Genomic DNA, 17,892 nt, shown 5'->3' on the forward strand with positions numbered 1-17,892 from the left:
CACCCCAAACACAAACGTCGGTCTCCAAGACCACAACCAGGTCTTGGAGACCGACGTCACGCACGGGCCGCCCCACAATTCGCCAACAGCGTCCCAGGTGAATCGGTCAGGGGCCGTTTCGCGTGCCGGTGTCTCGGCTGAGCCGGATCAGGACTTCTTCGCGGTGGTCCGTTTCGCGCCGGCTCGCTTCGCCGGTCTGCCTGCGCCGGCGCGAGTGCCCGCGGTAGCGGCAGGCGCGGTCTTCCGTCCGGCTCCGGTCGTCTCCGCGTCCGCTGCCGCCTGGGGTGCCGTGGCCCGAGCGGCTGGTGCGGTCGACCACTTGAGCTCGATCTCCAGCTCGATCTCCCCGTCGCCGACCTCGACCTCGATCTCGCTGCGGAGGTCGTCGGGGATCCGCAGGCTCAAGGTCCACGGCTCAAGCTCCAGTTCGGCATCCCCGCCCTGCCTCAGCGCGGCCGCGAGCACGGCTAGCTGATCAGCCGCCTCAAGGCGCGACAGCGAGCGCTTCTGCTCAAACTTGAGGTCGCTCATGGCCTCTCCGATCCAGCACGCACAAAGCCGACAACTCCATTTTGGGGCCATGTGGCGACTTGGACATCTTGGTGGCGGCATGCGGGGAAGGTGCAGGTCAGCGGCCTGTGTCAGGTGCGTGCAGCCGGCGTGGCCGTTCTCGTGGTCGTCAACAACGGCGGCCGGCGAAGAGCGCTCAATGCCCCTGGTGCGTCCGCAGCATCCGTAGCTGCCCGATCTCCGCGACGTTCTTCATCAGTTCGGCGTTCACCCAGCCGATCATGCGGGCGACGGTGTACTGCGGGTCACCGGGCCAGGGGAACGCCGCTGTGGCGTCCAGGTCCGGGTCGTCGAGCCGGTCCAGAGCCGCCAGCCAGTCCGTGCGCAGGTCGCGCAGCCAGGCGACGGTCGCCTGCCCGTCGCCGGGCCAGGTGACTTCGGTCCGGTCCCTGGGCGGGCGGCCGCACAGATGGTCCGTGGCCACGCTCCACCACCAGCCGATGTGCCAGCTCACCCAGGCGATCGTCGGCACGGGAACGGGGTCGGGCTCCGTTTCCGCCCAGTCCGGTACCCAGGTGCCGTCGGCGCTCTGACGCACCGTCCAGCAGTTCGGCCCCGGCTCCCACAGGAAGTCCTCGGGGCGCAGCCGCTCAAGGTGATACTCGAACAACGCCCAGTTCAGGTCGAACTGCCAGCGCAACAGGTCACGTCGGGAATCGCTCATCGGCCGACCCTGGCATACGCGCACCCCTTGAGGGCAAGCGATTTCCCCGCCACCTCCGCCCTCAGAGCCCGCCTCCACGACGCCGCCTCCACAGCGGCGTACCAGATCAGCACGGCTAGAGCTCGAAGTCCCGCGCCAGTCCCTCCCAGTCGACGCCCCGCAGCGCCTCCTCCGCGTCGCAGCCGTACGGCACGCGCGCGGTGGGCTGGAACCAGATGATCGTGAGGGCGGAACGGCGCAGGACCGGGTCGTGGGCGCGGTCGAGGGCCGTGGAGTGGAAGGCGCCGACGCAGGCCACGGCGGGCAGCACCTCGACCGGGCCGAAGGCGCCCGCGTACTGGTCTGGATACTCGCGCCGCGGCGGGACGAGGTGCACCGGCACGGAAGGGTGAGCGTGCTCCGCGGCGCGGACGAGGCCGTTGATCTTCAGGTCGTTGACCGGCTTGCACGGGTAGCCCTCCAGTGTCCCGCCGTACGTCGAGGAGAGCCGCAGCTCGGAGAGATCGAGCGAGCGGCCGGAGGTGAGGACGACACGGGTCAGCGACATGGTCGGCACTCCAGGGCGGTGGTGCATCGAGCTCCCGTGCGTTTCAAGGCCCCGGTCGGGCGTCTGCGTCCGTCAGGGCCGGTGCCCCGTCATCCGCGCCGCCGACGCGATCGTCGCGCGGGCCTCGCGTTCGGTCAGGCCGGTGTCGAGTGCCGCCTCGACGAGGGGGCCGACGAGGGTGGGGCCGATGCCGTCCTCGTAGGCGCGGCAGGCGGCCCAGAACAGGCGGGTGTTGCGTTGGCCCTCGTGCGCGGTGAGCACGAACTGGACGAGCCCCTGGCCGTGGCCGCCTGCTGTCGGGGGCGTGAAGTGGTGTGTGCGGGGTGGCGGGAGCAGGAGGCGCAGGAGGGCGCGCGGACAGGGCGCGGGGCCGATGCGGGAGGTGCCGGGGGCCGTGCTGTAGACGCCGTGATCGGTGCGGGAGCCGGGGCCGACGAGATAGCCGCCCGCGCCGCGGATGTCGATGCCGGGGGCGAGGCGGCCCGCCGAGTTGGGGACGACGACTTCGGGTGGGCCGGTCAGCCAGAGGTGACGGCCGCCGCTCGGGGTCAGGACGACCACCGTGGGCGGGATCGTGAACAGGTGACGCAGTGCCAGTTCGCGCAGGGCGGCGGAGGAGTCCGTACCGGACTTGGTGTCGAGGTCGACGCCGATGAGGTGGTGCGGCGGCAGGCCGCAGGCGATGCCGTAACCGGTGGCCCAGGGGGCGGCGGCGAAGAGTTCGCGGATGCGGGCGGGGTCGGTGGAGGCGTCGTAGACCCCGTGCCCGAAGCGGCCGCACTCGCCGTGGCAGGGGGCGGGGTCGGGGTCGTCGCGGTGCGGGGAGCGCAGGGCCGGGAGCTTCGTCCGGGACAGGGGGATGACGGCCAGACCGCGCTCGGCGGCTGACAGGGCGTGTGCGAGGGCCAGCGTCGTGGCCTGCCGGTCGGTGGTGGCCATGCCTCTATGTTCGTACAGGCGTTCGAAAAAGGAAAGGGGTGCTGGGTGTGACGCGCCGCCGACGCGCCGCTCGGCGGAGATTGGCCGGGATAGTGACGGAACCTTTCCCCTCTTGTGGGGCTTGGGGTGGAGCTGCCCGTCCTGCCCTGACGTGAGCGTTGGAAGTGGCGAAAGGGGTTTATCGACTTGTCATCACGCTTCAGGGCGAATAGGGGCTTCCGGGGTGGTTCGCCGGGGATTCGGTGGGCAACTCTGATCTCGCGACGTCGTGCAGAACTCCGGGGCGGTCGGCCAACTGCCTTGGAAAGCGCAGTACTTCAAGCACCACCAATGCGTCCGGCGGGGAGCCTGGGCGCACCTGTTCTGGAGGAACAACATGGCAAGCATCCGTACCGCCCGCGTCATCGCCGCCGTCTCCGCCCTGCCGCTCGCCGCCGCTCTGTTCACCGGTGTCGCGGCTGCGGACAACGGCGCCTTCGCGGACGACGGATCCAGTGCGGCCGTCACGAACGCCGCCCAGGGCCTGATCGGCAGCGGGGTCGGCGGCGACAACTTCGGCACGTCGTCCACCACCCAGCAGCAGGCGACCGGCTCCGGCGCCTCGAACCAGAGCAACACGGCCCAGGTCAACGGCTCCGCGTTCACGGCGGTCAACCAGGGCAACGACAACACGTCCGTCAACTTCACCCCCCTCTGGTGGTGAGCTGAGGGGGCCGGCGCCCCCGTGCTCAGGCGCCGGCCTCCTCGGAGTTGTGTGGGGTGTGCTCTGTGGGGTGTAACGCGCCTGCGCGGCGGTACTTCGGTGCCGCCGCGCAGGCGTTTTTCCGTGGCCTTGACAGTGCACAGGATCTGACGGACAGTCAGAAACCTTCGTGTGGGAACCGGATCGCTGGTCGCGGTGTACCAGAAGCGTCAGTGCGATACGCCGTGGGGCGATGAGGGCGTGAGTGCGAGGGGGCGACGATGACCCACGAGCCGGTGGTGAGCCATGAGGCGGAAGCAGGCGACGAGTTCGAGACGCGTCTGAAGGTCTACGAGGGGCAGCGCGCCGCTGTGGCCCGTCTCGGCAAGGACCCCGTCAACGCGCCCATGATCCGTCACTGGTGCGAGGCGATGGGCGACAGCAACCCGGCGTACTCGGGCCCGGACGCCATCGCCCCGCCCACCATGCTCCAGGCATGGACCATGAGCGGCCTCTCCGGCCATACGAGAGGCACGCACGCGTACGACGAGCTCCTCGGCCTGCTCGACGAGGCGGGCTACACCTCGGTGGTCGCCACGGACTGCGAGCAGGAGTATCTACGGCCCCTGCGGCCCGGCGACGAGATCACCTACGACTCGGTGATCGAGTCGGTGTCGGAGCGCAAGACGACCAAACTCGGCACGGGGTACTTCGTCACGACCCGCATGGACATCCGCGTCGGCCCCGACCTCGCGGGCACCCACCGCTTCCGCATCCTCAAGTACGCGCCCATACGCCGGGCAGGGCGGGAACAGCCGTCACAGCCGGACCGGCGACAGAAGCCCGCACGCCCCCGCCCTGTCGTCAGCCGTGACAACGCCGGCTTCTGGAAGGGCGTGGAGCAGCACAGACTGCTCATCCAGCGCTGCATCGGCTGCGGCACCCTGCGCCACCCCTGGCTGCCCGGCTGCAACGCCTGCGGCGGGCTGGACTGGGACACGGTCGAGGCGAGTGGCGAGGGGACGGTCTATTCGTACGTCGTGATGCACCACCCGCCGTTCCCCGCCTTCGACCCTCCCTACGCGGTCGGCCTGATCGAACTGGCCGAGGGGGTGCGGATGCTCGGCAATGTGCTGGGGGTGCCGTACGACAAGGTGCGGATCGGGCTGCCGGTACGGCTCGAATTCCAGGCGTGCGACGAGGAGTTGGTGCTGCCGTTCTGGCGTGCACACGGGGCTCACGAGATGCGGGAGGCAGGCGCATGAGGGGCGGGGAGGAAGTGACGGGGAGGCGCGTGCGGGCCGGTGACGCACTGCCGCCGCTGGAAATCCCGATCACCCGCACACTGATCGTCGCCGGGGCCCTCGCCTCCCGGGACTACCAGGACGTCCACCACGACGCGGAGTTGGCCCACCAGAAGGGCTCCCCCGACATCTTCATGAACATCCTGACGACGAACGGCCTGGTCGGCCGCTACATCACCGACCACTTCGGACCGGCGGCCGTACTGCGCAGAGTGGCCATACGGCTCGGGGCGCCCAACTACCCGGGAGACACGATGGTGTTGACGGGGCGGGTCGAGGAGGTCGACGCGGACACGGCGACGGTGCGGGTGGTCGGAGCGAACGGCATCGGCAAGCACGTGACCGGCACGGTGACGGTCACCGTGGCACCGGAGACACCGGCATGAGCGTGCGCACGAGGGACGCCCTCTCCGGTCGGGCCGCGATCGTCGGTGTCGGGGCCACCGAGTTCTCCAAGGACTCGGGGCGCAGCGAGCTGCGGCTGGCCGTGGAGGCGGTGCGGGCCGCGCTGGACGACGCGGGGCTGAAACCGGGCGACGTGGACGGGATGGTGACGTTCACGATGGACACCAGCCCGGAGATCACGGTGGCCCAGGCGTGCGGGATGGGGGAGCTGTCGTTCTTCTCCCGAGTCCACTACGGCGGCGGCGCGGCCTGCGCGACCGTTCAGCAGGCGGCGCTCGCCGTGGCGACGGGGGTCGCGGAGGTGGTGGTCTGCTACCGCGCGTTCAACGAGCGGTCGGGCCGGAGATTCGGCTCGGGAGTGCGGCACCGGGAGCCGTCGGCGGAGGGCGCTGCGCTGGGGTGGTCCCTCCCGTTCGGGCTGCTCACCCCGGCCTCCTGGGTGGCGATGGCGGCCCAGAGGTATCTGCACACCTACGGGCTGACGCCGGAGGTGTTCGGGCATGTGGCGGTGATGGACCGCGGGTACGCGGCGACCAACCCGGCCGCCTACTTCCACGGCAGACCCATCACCCTCGCCGACCACGCGGCCTCGCGCTCGATCGTCGAGCCGCTGCGGCTGCTGGACTGCTGCCAGGAGACGGACGGCGGCCAGGCGCTCGTCGTCACGTCCGTCGACCGGGCCCGTGACCTGCCCCACCCGTCCGCCGTCATAGCGGCGGCAGCCCAGGGCACGGGTCGAGGGCAGGAGCAGATGACGAGCTTCTACCGGGACGACCTCACCGGCCTGCCGGAGGTGGCCGTGGTGGCGCGGCAGCTGTGGCGGACGGCGGGGCTGGGGCCGGGGGAGGTCGACGTGGGGATTCTGTACGACCACTTCACCCCTTTCGTGCTCATGCAGCTCGAGGAGTTCGGGTTCTGCGGGAAGGGAGAGGGAGGGGACTTCGTGGCCGAGGAGCGGCTTCCGCTCAACACACATGGAGGGCAGCTCGGGGAGGCGTATCTGCACGGGATGAACGGAATCGCGGAGGGAGTGAGGCAGGTGCGGGGGACGTCCGTGAACCAGATACCCGGTGCGGAACGGGTGCTGGTGACCGCGGGAACGGGGGTGCCGACGTCGGGGCTCGTCCTTACTGCCGACCGATGACCCCCAGGGGTAATCCCGCAGTAGGTGTCCCTCGCTCGTCCACCTTCAGGAGGTGGAGGCAGCACCACCCCTACAACCTGAGGCGGACGCTGCTTCGGCACCTGCGGCCGATCCGCTGAAGCAGCGGTCGCTCATAGCGTGGAGCCATGACCACACCCGTCTGCACCAGCGCTTCCGAGGCCGCTACACCAGCGGGGCTGTCCCTTCCGAACGTGACGTATCCCTCCTTCACGTCGTACATGCGGGCCCGCCAGCCGGTGCTGCTGCGTACCGCCCGCTCGCTGACGGCGAACCCGAGCGACGCGGAGGACCTGCTGCAGACCGCGCTCACCAAGACATACGTGGCCTGGGAGCGCATCGAGGACCATCGCGCCCTGGACGGCTATGTGCGCAGGGCGCTGCTGAACACGCGGACGTCGCAGTGGCGCAAGCGCAAGGTCGACGAGTTCGCCTGCGAGGAGCTGCCCGAGCCGGAGCCCAGGCCCGGTCACGACAACGACCCGGCGGAGCAGCAGGCGCTGCACGACGCCATGTGGCGCGCGATCCTGCGGCTGCCGGCGCGGCAGCGGGCGATGGTCGTCCTGCGGTACTACGAGGACCTCAGCGAGGTCCAGACGGCCGAGGTGCTCGGCGTCTCGGTCGGCACGGTGAAGTCGGCGGTGTCGAGAGCACTCGGGAAGCTGCGCGAGGACGCTGAGCTGGGGCTGGTTCGGTAGGCCGGTGCTCGGTGCTCGGTGCTCGGTGCTCGGTGCGCCGTGTGGGGCAGGTGAGGCGTACGAGACGCCTGGCTCGTCTGGGCCGTCTAGGACGTCTAGGACGTCTGGGTCATCTGGGTCGTATGGACCGGTCCCACCCCCTCCACCGCCCCTAGCGGCAGAGCCCTGTGAACGCAACGTGACATGATCGATCGCCCGACCCTAGTGACATACCGCACGGTATGCGCGCAGAATCTCCGCAACCCTTACTACCGCGTAGGCAATGTCGCCCCCGGGAGGACGCCGTGCTGAGCACGATGCAGGATGTACCGCTGCTGATCTCCAGGATCCTGACCCACGGGTCGACGATTCACGGCTCATCGCAGGTCATCACATGGACCGGCGAGGACGAGCCGCACCGCCGTTCCTTCGCCGAGGTCGGTGCCCGTGCGGCACAGCTGGCGCACGCCCTGCGCGAGGACCTGGGCGTGACCGAGGACGAGCGCGTCGCGACCCTGATGTGGAACAACGCCGAGCACGTCGAGGCCTACTTCGCGATCCCCTCCATGGGCGCGATCCTGCACACCCTCAACCTCCGCCTTCCGGCCGAGCAGCTGGCCTGGATCGTCAACCACGCGGCCGACCGGGTCGTCATCGCCAACGGTTCGCTTCTCCCCCTCCTCGCCCCGCTGCTGCCGCACCTCAAGACGGTGGAGCACGTGGTGGTCTCGGGGCCGGGTGACCGTTCCGGGCTGGCGGGCGCGGCCGTGCAGGTGCACGAGTACGAGGAGCTGATCGCCGGCAAGCCGACGGCGTACGACTGGCCGGAGCTGGACGAGCGGCAGGGCGCCTCCATGTGCTACACCTCCGGGACGACCGGCGACCCCAAGGGCGTCGTCTACTCCCACCGCTCCGTCTACCTGCACTCCATGCAGGTCAACATGACCCAGTCGATGGGCCTGACGGACCAGGACACCTCGCTGATCGTGGTGCCGCAGTTCCACGTCAACGCCTGGGGTCTGCCGCATGCCACCTTCATGACCGGCGTCAACATGCTGATGCCGGACCGCTTCCTCCAGCCCGCGCCCCTCGCCGAGATGATCGAGGGCGAGAAGCCGACCCACGCGGCCGCCGTGCCCACCATCTGGCAGGGCCTGCTCGCCGAGCTCACCGCGAAGCCGCGGGACGTCTCCACCCTCGGGCAGGTCACCATCGGCGGTTCGGCCTGTCCGCCCTCGCTGATGGAGGCGTTCGACAAGCTGGGCATGCGGGTCTGCCACGCCTGGGGCATGACGGAGACCTCCCCGCTCGGCACGGTCGCGCGCCCGCCGGCCCACGCGGTCGGCACGCCGGAGGAGTTCGCGTACCGGCTGACCCAGGGCCGTTTCCCGACGAGCGTGGAGGCCCGCCTCACCGGCCCCGGCGGCGAGCGCATCCCCTGGGACGGCGAGTCGGCGGGCGAGCTGGAGGTGCGCGGCCCCTGGATCGCGGGCGCCTACTACAACGGTCCCGACAGCGAACCCCTGCGCCCCGCCGACAAGTTCAGCGAGGACGGCTGGCTCAAGACCGGCGACGTCGGCATCATCTCCGCCGACGGCTTCCTCACCCTCACCGACCGCGCCAAGGACGTCATCAAGTCCGGCGGCGAGTGGATCTCCTCGGTCGAGCTGGAGAACGCGCTGATGTCCCACCCGGACGTCGCCGAGGCCGCCGTGGTCGCCGTCCCCGACGACAAGTGGGGCGAGCGCCCGCTGGCCACGGTCGTCCTCAAGGAGGGCGCCTCCACCGACTTCGAGTCCCTGCGCACCTTCCTCGCCGACGAGGGCAAGATCGCCAAGTGGCAGCTGCCGGAGCGCTGGACGCTGGTCGAGGCGGTTCCCAAGACCAGCGTGGGCAAGTTCGACAAGAAGGTGCTGCGCAGGCAGTACGCCGAGGGTGGGCTGGACGTCACCCAGCTCTGACGGAGCGCCGTCGGGGGGACTGTCGCAGAGCGGCCGCGGGTGGATCGTGGTTGCTCGCGCAGTCCCCCGCGCCCCTTGAGGGGCGCTTTCGCGCGCCCTCCCTCAGTTGGTACCGATCCTCGCCAGCAGGTCCACGATCCGGGCCTGCACCTCGCCGCTCGTCGACCGCTCCGCCAGGAACAGCACCGTCTCGCCGGAGGCCAGCCGTGGCAGGTCGGCCTGGTCGACGGCGGCGGTGTAGACGACGAGCGGGGTGCGGTTGAGCTGCCCGTTCGCGCGCAGCCAGTCGACGATCCCGGCCCGGCGGTGGTGCACCTGCATCAGGTCCATCACGACCAGGTTCGGCCGGAAGTCCCCCGCCAGCGCCACCGCGTCCGCGTCACTCGCGGCCCGCGCGACCTGCATCCCGCGCCGCTCCAACGTCGCGGTCAGCGCCAACGCGATCTCCGCGTGCTCCTCGATCAGCAGCACGCGCGGCGGGTGCTGCTCCGTGTCCCGAGGCGCCAGCGCCTTGAGGAGTACGGCGGGATCGGCGCCGTACGCCGCCTCCCGTGAGGCCTGTCCGAGCCCCGCGGTCACCATCACCGGCACCGAGGCGGCGACCGCGGCCTGCCGCAGCGACTGGAGCGCGGTCCGGGTGATCGGCCCGGTCAGCGGGTCGACGAACAGCGCGGCGGGGAACGCCGCGATCTGCGCGTCCACCTCCTCGCGCGAGTGCACGATGACCGGCCGGTAGCCGCGGTCGCTCAGCGCCTGCTGGGTCGTCACATCCGGTGCGGGCCACACGAGCAGCCGCCGCGGGTTGTCGAGCGGCTCCGGCGGCAGTTCGTCGTCCATCGGCTGCGGCCGCGGAGTGTCGGCGACCTCGACGGCCCCGCCCGGCCCGTCCAACGGCTCGGGCCCCTCGGCGGCGTTCTCGTCCGGGGCGCCTATGGCGTACGACCGTCCGGCCCCCTCGGTCATCGGCGCGAGCCGCGACTGCCCTGCCATCGACGGCTGTGCCTGCGCCTGCGGCTGGGCGGCGGGCACGGGCGGTTCGGCCGACGGATGCGGCCGCGCCGCCTGCTCCGCCGGGGCACCGGCCCGCGCGGCGGGGTCGGGCGGCGTCCCCAGCTTGCGGCGCCGTCCGCCGTTGGTCTGGTGCGGGGGAGGCGTGGCCGACGACGGCGCGGCCGGCGCGGGCTGCTGCACCTGCGCCGCCTGCCGCGTGAACGGCACACCCTGCCCCAGCGTCCGCACACTGATCGCGCGGCCCTGCGTCGAGTTCGGGTCGACGGGGGCGCCGGGAGCACCGGCCTCCGCGGGCAGCGGCTGCGCCGCCGCTTCCGGAGGCAGCGGGGTACCCGGAGCCGGCGTACCCGAGGTCTGGGACTCGGCCGGCCGCGGGGCGGTCCGACTCGGCGGTACGGCGGTGGCGGCGACGTTCGCCGGTACGGCAGTCCCGGCGTCGGGGGTGTCATCCGCGGCGGGCCATGGCTGCGGGGCCGGAACGCCCTGGGCCGGAGTGCCCTGCTCGGGGACGCTCTGCCCGGGAGCCGCCTCGGCGGGGAGGGGCTGACCGGGCACCGGCTGGGGCTGACCCGGCGGTACCGGAGCCACCGGCCCCGCAGCGCCCGGCGCAGGTGTCCCGGCCGCTTCCGCCGGCTGGCCCACGGCCCGTCGACGACGCCCGGTGGGCGCGGTGGTGGGGTGCGGCTGAGGCGGTGTGTGGTCCTCGGCCTGGTCGTGCGGCACGGCATCGTGCCGGCCCTCGTCGACGAGAATGTCCCCCGGAGCCCCCTGCCCGGGAACCTGGGGCTGGGGCTGGGGCTGGGCTTGATCCTGCGCTTGCCCGGGAGCCGGAGCCGGAGCCGGAGCCGGATTCTGCACGGCAGCCGGAGCCTGGGCCTGCCGCGGAGCCGCAGCCACAGGCGCAGCCGGGGCGGGGGCGGGGGCGGGGGCGGGGGCGGGGGCAGGGGCCACCGGCACAGCCGGAGTCAAGGCCGCGGCCGGAGCCGCGGGCGCGGTCGCTTCGGCGCCGCCGCCCTGCACCCCCGCCGGAGCGGGAGCGGCAGCGCGGTCCGCCTCGGCGGGCGGCAGCGCGAACACCGGACGGGGCCCGGCCTCCTGCGCCTGCGCCGCACCACGCTCGGCCGCCGAGGCGAGGGCGCGTCGGCGACGGCCCGTCGGCTGGGGAGCGTCGCCCGAGTCGGCCGTACCGGACCCGGAAGCCGGCTGGGCGGCACCGGCCGCAGGCAGGGCGGGCGGCAGAGCGTGCTGCTCCCCGCCGTCCCGCCGGGCGCGGCGTCCACTGGGCGCGGGCACGCCCTGCGGCGGTACGGTCCCGCCCAGGTTGTTCCCGGCGGCCGCGGTCCCCGCCGCATGCTCGGCGGCCGTGACGACGGCTCCCTCGGAGACACCGTCCCCGCCGTCCCCGCCATCCAGGTCGTCCACGCCGGCCTGGCCGTCCGGGTGGCCGTCCTGGCCGTCTTGGCCGTTCTCGGCCGGGCGTCCACGCCGCCGTCCGGTACCGCCGGAGGCTTCGCCGCCCGCGTCCCCGGTTCCGGTCCCTTGCGGGAGCTCGGGCGGGGCGGCGCGCCTGCGCCGGCGCCCGGTGGGCACCGCACCCTCGGCCTCCCCGGGCGCGGAACCGCCCTCGGCGTCGGCACCGGGCGTGTCGCTCTCCAGGAAGGCGTCGACGGAGGACCGCCGGGCGCGCCGGCGTCCGGCACCCTGCTCGACGTCCTGCTCGGCACCCGGCACAGTGCCCTCGGCCCCGTCGCCGGCCTCGATGGCGGCGACGTCGAGGGGGGCGGCGACAACGGCCCCGGCCCCACCTCCGATGGGCACTTCGAGGACGTACGCGTTGCCGCTCATCCCCGGCACCTCGTGCGTCTGGAGCACCCCGCCGTGGGCCCGCACGATCCCGCGCACGATCGGCTCGTGCACCGGGTCTCCCCCGGCATACGGCCCGCGTACCTCGATCCGTACGACCTCACCGCGCTGCGCCGCCGCGACGACGACGGTGTTGTCCATGTAACCGCCCGCCGACACGGGAGAGTTGCCGGTCGCGTCGACCCCCGCGACATCCGCGACGAGATGCGCGAGCGCGGTGGCGAGACGCTGCGGGTCGACCTCGGCCTCGATGGGCGGCGCGTGCACGGCGAACTGCACCCGCCCCGGGCCGATGAGCTCCACGGCCCCGTCGACACCCGCGGCGACGACGGCGTCCAGCATCACCTTCGTACGAACGACCCCCTGGCCGCCCGTGTCGAGCTGCTGGTACCCGAGGACGTTGTCGATCAGGGTCGTGATGCGCGAGTAACCGGCCGACAGGTGATGCAGCACCTGGTTGGCCTCGGGCCACAACTGCCCCGCGTCGTCCGCGGCGAGGGCGGCCAGCTCACGCCGGAGTTCGTCGAGCGGGCCCCGGAGCGAACGCGCGAGCAGCGTCAGCAGCTGTTCGTGCCGCCCGGCGAGGGCCTCGTACCGGTCCTTCTCCCGCTCGCCGAGCGCGGCATACCGTTCCTCGCCCGCGGCGAGCTCCTCCTCGTGCCGCTCCGTGAGCTCCTCGAGCTCGGCCACGTGCTTCTGCCGCAGGGCGGTCAGCTCGGAGGCATGCTCCTCGGCGAGCCGCTCCAGCTCGTCCGCGTGCTGCTTCTCGGTGGCGGTCTTCTCCTCGGCGAGGGCGTCGTAGGGCCGCCGGTCGGCGAAGGTCATCACGGCGCCGACGAGTTGGTCCCCGTCACGCACCGGTGCGGTCGTCAGGTCGACCGGCACCTTGGCGCCGCTCTTGGCGAACAGCACCTGCCCACGCACCCGGTGCTTGCGCCCGGAACGCAGGGTGTCGGCGAGCGGAGACTCCTCGTACGGGAAGGGGGAGCCGTCGGGCCGGGAGTGCAGGACGAGCGTGTGCAGTTCCCGACCGCCCAGGTCGCTGGCCCGATAACCCAGTATCTGAGCGGCGGCCGGATTGACGAGGACGATTCGCCCGTCGGTGTCGGTGCCGACGACGCCCTCGGAGGCGGCGCGCAGGATCATCTCGGTCTGCCGCTGCGAACGCGCCAGCTCGGCCTCGGTGTCGACGGTCCCGGTCAGATCCCGTACGACGAGCATCAGCAGCTCGTCACCGCTGTAGCCGTAGCCGTCGTAGGCCTGCTGGCCGTTCTCGAGATTCGCGGACGTGACCTCGACCGGGAACTCGCTGCCGTCGGTCCGCCGGGCCATCATCCGGGTCGGCTTGGTCCGGCCCTGCGGGTCCATGTGGTCGGGCCGCCGCATGGAACCGGGGATGAGCTTCGAGTCGAACTGCGGCAGCAGATCGAGCAGCCCCCGGCCCACCAGCGCGGTGCCCGGTGCCTCGAAGGCCTCCAGGGCGATGGTGTTGGCGTTGACGACGGTCCCATTGGCGTTGACCAGCACCAACGCATCGGGAAGCGCGTCGAGTATGGCTGCGAGGCGAGCAGCGCCTCGGGATGGCCTGCTGCTCACGAGACGCTTCCTCCCTGTTACCGCACCTTGCCGACCGCTCGGGCCATCTTGCCAACCGGTCCGCAGCGTGTCACGCGAGGGAGTCTAAAGGCTGGGGTTGCGCTCGCGACGCCGGATGAGAGGCAGGTCGCACGACGAAGTGACCCAGAACGTATGACCGCCTGTGCGGACGTCCCCTCTTGTGTCCTCCCCGCTTCTGTCCTGCGCCCTTCCCCCGTCATTCCGGCTTCGCGAGACCTTCGCGGGACTTTTACGCAGCCGGTGCTTCCTCCATGGAAAGTCTGTACGACGACGTACCGGACCCCCTGCTTCCCTGACGGGCCGGGCTACGGCCGCCCCTTTTGCCGCAGGTCGGGAAGGAGCGGCACGAGCCGGTCCCACCGTGCGATCTCGCACCCGTCGCTGCGGTCGTACCGCGCGTCGACGGGGCGCCCGGCCCAGGTGCCGGTGACATGGGCGGTGGCCGAGCCGCCGTACTGCATGGTGCAGAAGCTGCCCTGCGGTACGGGAGCGAAGGTGTCCTTGCCCCACCGGGTACCGCGGTCCAGCGCGGCACAGGCGCCGCCGGCGTCGGGGTGGTCGCCGCCGGCCGGATGACAGGACAGCTCGTAGGTTCCGTCGGCATCGGTGCCGGCGTCGCGGACGGTGACGGTGAGGTGGTCGCCGGAGCCGCCGGAGCCGCCGGGGGCCCGGAGGGACGGGGGCGCGAGGGGGAGCTGCGCCGCCTGGGCGGGCGCGGCGGGTACGACGAAGGTGGAGCCGACGGCGACGAGGGAACCGGCGGTGACGAGGAGGAGCCGGCGAAGGCGCCCGGCCGGGACGGAACGGTTGACCTGCGACATGACCTGACTAACGCCGCACGCCTTCGTACGTTGCGCCCCTCGAAGCGCGCCGAGAAGAGCTTTGCCCTGTGGCCACCTCGGCTAGTACCGTGGAGGTCGATTGGTGACAGCACGCTCGACTGTGTCATCATCTGCACGCACCACTCGCGCTCGCGCGAGCGGCTGTGCTGGAGGCGTCGCCTAGTCCGGTCTATGGCGCCGCACTGCTAATGCGGTTTGGGCCTTAAAGCCCATCGAGGGTTCAAATCCCTCCGCCTCCGCGCTCGATCACGAAGCCCCGGTCCACTGGACCGGGGCTTCGTCGTTTTCACGCCGCTCACCGGGGTGCCCTCTGAAGGCCCCATCAGCTCGTTTTCGCAGGTCACAAGGGGTGCGGCTAATGGATTTCACATGGCGGCGGCAGTCATGTAATGTTCTTCCTGTCGCCGCGAGCGGGCCGGAAGGGCCGGGAGCGGCGGAAAACAGAACAAGCACTCGTAGCTTAACGGATAGAGCATCTGACTACGGATCAGAAGGTTGCAGGTTCGAATCCTGCCGAGTGCACAGCACGTCAAAGGCCCTGTGGAGTGATCCACAGGGCCTTTGCTTTATGCCTTGACGGCAGTGTTTGACGGCAACCGCATTCGGGAGCCGATCAGACGGCTACGGGGACACCGGCCGCGCCGTCGTCATCGTCCGGGCCGTTGCCGTCACCCCTCAGGGCATCGCCGACACGATCGAACGCCGACCGCTGCGAGTCGAGCCGTACGAAGGTGTAGATGTCCATCGTCACGCGGATCGAGCTGTGGCCCAGGACTTCCATGATCATGCGGGCGTCGGCGCCCTGTTCGTGGAGGAGCGAGGCGCAGGTGTGTCGCAGGTCATGGAAGCGGACCTTGCGGACGTCGGCCCGGACGCCCAGCGCCTCGAAGGACCGGTTCAGGTTGCGCGGCTCGATGGGCGTCCCGTTCCTGGTCGTGAAGACGAGGCCATGCCCCGTCCCCTTCCAGTTGATGCCCGCAGCCTTCTTGTCGGCGAGCTGCTGGGCGCGCTGGGCACGCAGCGCCGTCACGCACTCGGACGGCAGGGCGACACGACGGGCCGAGCGCTGAGTCTTGGGCGCGACGATCAGGAGTTCGCCGCCGACGCGCTGAAGTGCCTGCCGGACGGTGAGGACGCCTTCGTGAAGGTCGACGTCCGACCAGCGCAGCCCTAGCAGCTCACCGCGGCGCAGGCCGATGCGGACCGCCAGTTCGTACGCGGCCCACAGCCGGTTGTCCCGGGCCGCCGCCAGGAGCTGACGCCCTTCCTTGGCCGTGAGCGGTTCGATCTCGCGCTTCGTTCCCATGCTCAGCTCCACGTTCCGGGCCACGTTGCGGGGCAGCTCGTCTTCACGTACGGCGTGCTGGAGGGCGGCACGCAGGATCACCAGCAGGAAGCGCACGGTCCTGTCAGACGGGAGCTTCTTGCAGCACTTGCGGAGGGCGCAGCAGCGCCGCTTGTGCTCCGGTCGCTTCTTGTCCTTGCCCTGTGCGCAGCACTGGCAGGTGGCGGCCGTCTTCGCGAGGAAGGCCCGGATGTCGCGGGCGGTCAGCCGGACCAGCTTCTTCTTGCCGAACTCCGTGGTGACGTAGTTGCGCACCAGCGACTCGTAGTTGACGTACGTCGTCCTGCGCACCTTGCCCTTGGCGACGTTCGTCAGCCAGTACGTCAGGTACTCGGCGATCGTCATCTTGCTGGTGGCGACCGGGAGACCGTTGAGGGAGGCGGCCTTGAGCTTGGTCAGCTTCTCGTGCGCTTCGTCCCAGGTCTTGCCGTAGACGCTGCGCCGCTTGTACGTGCCGTCCGTCGTCAGAACGTAGGCACTGCCCTCCCAACGCCCGTCCTTGCGCTCGTAGATGGTGCCTTCGTTGTTGGCGTTCTTCTTCGGCGTGGCCATCAGGCGGCTTCCTGTTCGGTCTGGAGGGATATGTAGGCGTGCACAGCGGATTCGCTGATGCGTCGGCAGCGGCCGATCTTGAAGGAGGCGATTTCGCGGGAGCGGATCAGGTCGTGGACCTTCCAGCGGCTGATGCCGAGACGCTCGGCGACCTGGTCGACGGTGAGCACGGCCGTCGTCATGCGGGCACCAGCCCTTCGTGCTTGAGGCGTTGGGTGTGGGCTATGTCGTGGCGGACTTGGGCGGCGAGGAGTTCCTCGCCGGGGCGGTAGCCGCTGCTGAGGTAGGTCCACGCGGAAGCGGTGACGAGGGTGGTGTTCTCGTCGTGGGCGGGGAGGCCGGCGCGGGCACGGGCGGCCTCGGCTTGGGCGAGGCGCCATGCTCGGCGTACGTCGCGAAGCGCGCCGAGGGTGGTGGAGTAGGCGCGGGACTTGGTGGAGAAGTGGCCGCGGAAGCCGAGCATGTGGGCCCACTTCCAGAGCTTGAGGTGGGCGAACTCCGGGAGGTGGCCGAGGGCCCATGCGGTGCGGATCATCTGCCGTACGTGCTGCTGCACGGGCAGGGCCTTGATGAGTTCGGCCTGTCCGGTGCCGTCGCAGTCGGCGCACCGGTCGTGGAAGCCGTCCGGGCCGCGTACGTAGCCGCGTCCGGCACAGGGGCGGCACATCAGGGTGCGGTCTACGGTGCCCGCGCCTTCGGCGTTCTTGGTGGCGTACTTGGCGACGTATCCGGCGACCTTGGCGTCTGTGTACTCGGCAACGCGGGCGTCGGTCAGTTCACCGTCGCCCAGGGCGGTGATGGGGTCGACCTTGAACCGGCGGCCCCAGGCGATGACACGTTCGCCGACGGCGTCGGACTCGACGGTGAGCCGGGCACGCTCGACGGCCAGGCCCACGGCGGCGCGAAGGGCGTCAAAGGTGGCCCAGGCCGGGGCGAGGTGGTGTGGCCGTCGGGTCCGTCGAAGCGGATCACGGCGTGGAAGTGGACCAGGCCGCGCTTTTGGTACTCGGCGACCTTCGCGAAGGAGACGCGCAGAGCGGCCTTCAGCGCCTTCTGCGTCATGCCGAGGTGTTCGGCCAGGGCGCGGCGCAGGTAGGTGGTGAAGCGTGCCCACAACTGTCCGGCGTGCGCGTTCCAGAGCACGGCGCCCGTGTAGTCGTAGGTGGCTGGGGTCAACGGGGTGCCCAACGCCGGGTCATCCTCGGCGTGTTGGGCGCCGCAGCGGCAGGGACGGAGCTTGCCCGTGTGGTCGGTCTTGCGGTTGTGGACGGGACCGAACGAGGGGGCGGTGAGGGTGACGAAGGCGCGGGGGTGGTCGCGGACGGTTTCGGCGACATCCTTACCGCCGGACAGTCCGGCCTTGATCAGGTGGTAGGTGTCGGCCGCGTACACCCGTGAGCAGGCGGGGCAGCGGGAGGCGCGGCGGTTGCCGCAGGTGGTGAGCAGGCGTCCGGAGGGTTCGTCTTCGGAGCGGTAGGAGCGGACCACTTGCTTGGTGGTCTGGTCGGTGGTGACGGTCCAGCCGTGGAGGTTGATGGGGCTGGTGCAGCCGTGCAGGTCGCGGACCTGTTCGGTGACGCGGTTGAAGTCGTGGGTGTTGGCCAGTTCGATCAGGTCCCGCAGGCTTGGGCTGATGACGTGGCGCAGGTCGAGGGGGCGGCGCATGGGTGGCGGGGTCTCCCTTCTGGCGCGAGGGTGGGACCTGCGGGCAGCAGCGATCAGTGCGCTCGGGCTGCTGCCCGCAGGCATGG

At 71.1% G+C, this 17,892-nt stretch carries 14 protein-coding genes, 2 tRNA genes and 1 pseudogene; 8 read left to right on the forward strand and 9 right to left on the reverse strand.

What is annotated here, in order from left to right:
- Positions 1 to 147: 147 nt before the first annotated feature.
- The 4 genes from ACFU95_RS46675 to ACFU95_RS46690 all read right to left on the reverse strand — a co-directional run bounded on the left by ACFU95_RS46675 (position 148) and on the right by ACFU95_RS46690 (position 2,720).
- Positions 148 to 531, reverse strand: a complete 384-nt coding sequence (locus ACFU95_RS46675) for an amphi-Trp domain-containing protein (protein WP_383842509.1) — start codon at positions 529 to 531, stop codon at positions 148 to 150.
- 175 nt (positions 532 to 706) lie between these two features.
- Positions 707 to 1,234, reverse strand: a complete 528-nt coding sequence (locus ACFU95_RS46680; protein WP_383842512.1) for a DinB family protein — start codon at positions 1,232 to 1,234, stop codon at positions 707 to 709.
- Positions 1,235 to 1,349: 115 nt separating this feature from the next.
- Positions 1,350 to 1,781, reverse strand: a complete 432-nt coding sequence (locus tag ACFU95_RS46685; RefSeq protein ID WP_383842516.1) for a hypothetical protein — start codon at positions 1,779 to 1,781, stop codon at positions 1,350 to 1,352.
- A 72-nt stretch (positions 1,782 to 1,853) separates the two neighbouring features.
- The gene (locus ACFU95_RS46690; protein ID WP_383842519.1) at positions 1,854 to 2,720 is read right to left on the reverse strand and encodes a bifunctional DNA primase/polymerase; all 867 of its coding nucleotides are present in this window, start codon (positions 2,718 to 2,720) and stop codon (positions 1,854 to 1,856) included.
- A 376-nt stretch (positions 2,721 to 3,096) separates the two neighbouring features.
- Between ACFU95_RS46690 and ACFU95_RS46695 the strand changes: the two genes are divergently transcribed.
- The 6 genes from ACFU95_RS46695 (at position 3,097) to ACFU95_RS46720 (ending at position 8,911) form a co-directional block, all read left to right on the forward strand.
- Positions 3,097 to 3,423 carry a hypothetical protein gene (locus ACFU95_RS46695; RefSeq protein WP_383842522.1) on the forward strand — a complete coding sequence of 109 codons (327 nt, stop codon included), beginning with the start codon at positions 3,097 to 3,099 and terminating at the stop codon, positions 3,421 to 3,423.
- A gap of 260 nt (positions 3,424 to 3,683) precedes the next feature.
- A complete protein-coding gene (locus ACFU95_RS46700; RefSeq protein ID WP_383842525.1) occupies positions 3,684 to 4,667 on the forward strand; it encodes a bifunctional MaoC family dehydratase N-terminal/OB-fold nucleic acid binding domain-containing protein in 984 nt (327 codons plus the stop codon).
- A 29-nt stretch (positions 4,668 to 4,696) separates the two neighbouring features.
- A complete protein-coding gene (locus ACFU95_RS46705; RefSeq protein ID WP_383842577.1) occupies positions 4,697 to 5,092 on the forward strand; it encodes a MaoC family dehydratase in 396 nt (131 codons plus the stop codon).
- Complete coding sequence (locus ACFU95_RS46710) at positions 5,089 to 6,255, forward strand: lipid-transfer protein (RefSeq protein ID WP_383842528.1); 1,167 nt, start codon at positions 5,089 to 5,091, stop codon at positions 6,253 to 6,255. The genes ACFU95_RS46705 and ACFU95_RS46710 overlap by 4 nt, the downstream gene beginning before the upstream one ends.
- A gap of 146 nt (positions 6,256 to 6,401) precedes the next feature.
- Positions 6,402 to 6,971 carry a SigE family RNA polymerase sigma factor gene (locus ACFU95_RS46715; protein ID WP_383842531.1) on the forward strand — a complete coding sequence of 190 codons (570 nt, stop codon included), beginning with the start codon at positions 6,402 to 6,404 and terminating at the stop codon, positions 6,969 to 6,971.
- A 296-nt stretch (positions 6,972 to 7,267) separates the two neighbouring features.
- Positions 7,268 to 8,911 carry a long-chain fatty acid--CoA ligase gene (locus ACFU95_RS46720; protein ID WP_383842580.1) on the forward strand — a complete coding sequence of 548 codons (1,644 nt, stop codon included), beginning with the start codon at positions 7,268 to 7,270 and terminating at the stop codon, positions 8,909 to 8,911.
- 102 nt (positions 8,912 to 9,013) lie between these two features.
- Here ACFU95_RS46720 and ACFU95_RS46725 read toward each other — a convergent pair whose 3' ends face one another.
- Both ACFU95_RS46725 and ACFU95_RS46730 read right to left on the reverse strand, forming a co-directional pair.
- Positions 9,014 to 13,381 carry a PAS domain-containing protein gene (locus ACFU95_RS46725; protein ID WP_383842534.1) on the reverse strand — a complete coding sequence of 1,456 codons (4,368 nt, stop codon included), beginning with the start codon at positions 13,379 to 13,381 and terminating at the stop codon, positions 9,014 to 9,016.
- Between the two features lie 326 nt (positions 13,382 to 13,707).
- Positions 13,708 to 14,223, reverse strand: coding sequence for an SSI family serine proteinase inhibitor (locus tag ACFU95_RS46730; RefSeq protein WP_383842537.1), 516 nt, complete (start codon positions 14,221 to 14,223; stop codon positions 13,708 to 13,710).
- 169 nt (positions 14,224 to 14,392) lie between these two features.
- On the opposite strand from ACFU95_RS46730, the gene ACFU95_RS46735 reads away from it, so the two are divergent.
- A tRNA-Ser gene (locus ACFU95_RS46735) sits at positions 14,393 to 14,483 on the forward strand.
- 210 nt (positions 14,484 to 14,693) lie between these two features.
- Positions 14,694 to 14,766: transfer RNA gene (locus ACFU95_RS46740), tRNA-Arg, on the forward strand.
- 91 nt (positions 14,767 to 14,857) lie between these two features.
- Here ACFU95_RS46740 and xerC read toward each other — a convergent pair.
- The 3 genes and pseudogenes from xerC to ACFU95_RS46755 all read right to left on the reverse strand — a co-directional run bounded on the left by xerC (position 14,858) and on the right by ACFU95_RS46755 (position 17,890).
- On the reverse strand, positions 14,858 to 16,141 hold the full coding sequence (xerC, locus tag ACFU95_RS46745; protein ID WP_383842540.1) for a tyrosine recombinase XerC: 1,284 nt from the start codon (positions 16,139 to 16,141) through the stop codon (positions 14,858 to 14,860).
- Entirely contained in the window at positions 16,141 to 16,323 is a 183-nt protein-coding gene (locus ACFU95_RS46750; RefSeq protein ID WP_383842543.1) for a helix-turn-helix domain-containing protein, read from the reverse strand. Before ACFU95_RS46750 ends, xerC begins: the two co-directional genes overlap by 1 nt.
- Positions 16,320 to 17,890, reverse strand: a pseudogene (locus ACFU95_RS46755) (replication initiator). Before ACFU95_RS46755 ends, ACFU95_RS46750 begins: the two are co-directional and overlap by 4 nt.
- Positions 17,891 to 17,892 lie beyond the last annotated feature (2 nt).

Source organism: Streptomyces sp. NPDC057623, from assembly GCF_042800355.1.
Taxonomy (GTDB): Bacteria; Actinomycetota; Actinomycetes; order Streptomycetales; family Streptomycetaceae; genus Streptomyces.

What these genes read in the sequence shown, in the direction of transcription:
- ACFU95_RS46675 (WP_383842509.1), bottom strand. Translation starts at nt 531, where the DNA reads ATGAGCGACCTCAAGTTTGAGCAGAAGCGCTCGCTGTCGCGCCTTGAG.
- ACFU95_RS46680 (WP_383842512.1), bottom strand. Translation starts at nt 1,234, where the DNA reads ATGAGCGATTCCCGACGTGACCTGTTGCGCTGGCAGTTCGACCTGAAC.
- ACFU95_RS46685 (WP_383842516.1), bottom strand. Translation starts at nt 1,781, where the DNA reads ATGTCGCTGACCCGTGTCGTCCTCACCTCCGGCCGCTCGCTCGATCTC.
- ACFU95_RS46690 (WP_383842519.1), bottom strand. Translation starts at nt 2,720, where the DNA reads ATGGCCACCACCGACCGGCAGGCCACGACGCTGGCCCTCGCACACGCC.
- ACFU95_RS46695 (WP_383842522.1), top strand. Translation starts at nt 3,097, where the DNA reads ATGGCAAGCATCCGTACCGCCCGCGTCATCGCCGCCGTCTCCGCCCTG.
- ACFU95_RS46700 (WP_383842525.1), top strand. Translation starts at nt 3,684, where the DNA reads ATGACCCACGAGCCGGTGGTGAGCCATGAGGCGGAAGCAGGCGACGAG.
- ACFU95_RS46710 (WP_383842528.1), top strand. Translation starts at nt 5,089, where the DNA reads ATGAGCGTGCGCACGAGGGACGCCCTCTCCGGTCGGGCCGCGATCGTC.
- ACFU95_RS46715 (WP_383842531.1), top strand. Translation starts at nt 6,402, where the DNA reads ATGACCACACCCGTCTGCACCAGCGCTTCCGAGGCCGCTACACCAGCG.
- ACFU95_RS46720 (WP_383842580.1), top strand. Translation starts at nt 7,268, where the DNA reads ATGCAGGATGTACCGCTGCTGATCTCCAGGATCCTGACCCACGGGTCG.
- ACFU95_RS46730 (WP_383842537.1), bottom strand. Translation starts at nt 14,223, where the DNA reads ATGTCGCAGGTCAACCGTTCCGTCCCGGCCGGGCGCCTTCGCCGGCTC.
- xerC (WP_383842540.1), bottom strand. Translation starts at nt 16,141, where the DNA reads ATGGCCACGCCGAAGAAGAACGCCAACAACGAAGGCACCATCTACGAG.
- ACFU95_RS46750 (WP_383842543.1), bottom strand. Translation starts at nt 16,323, where the DNA reads ATGACGACGGCCGTGCTCACCGTCGACCAGGTCGCCGAGCGTCTCGGC.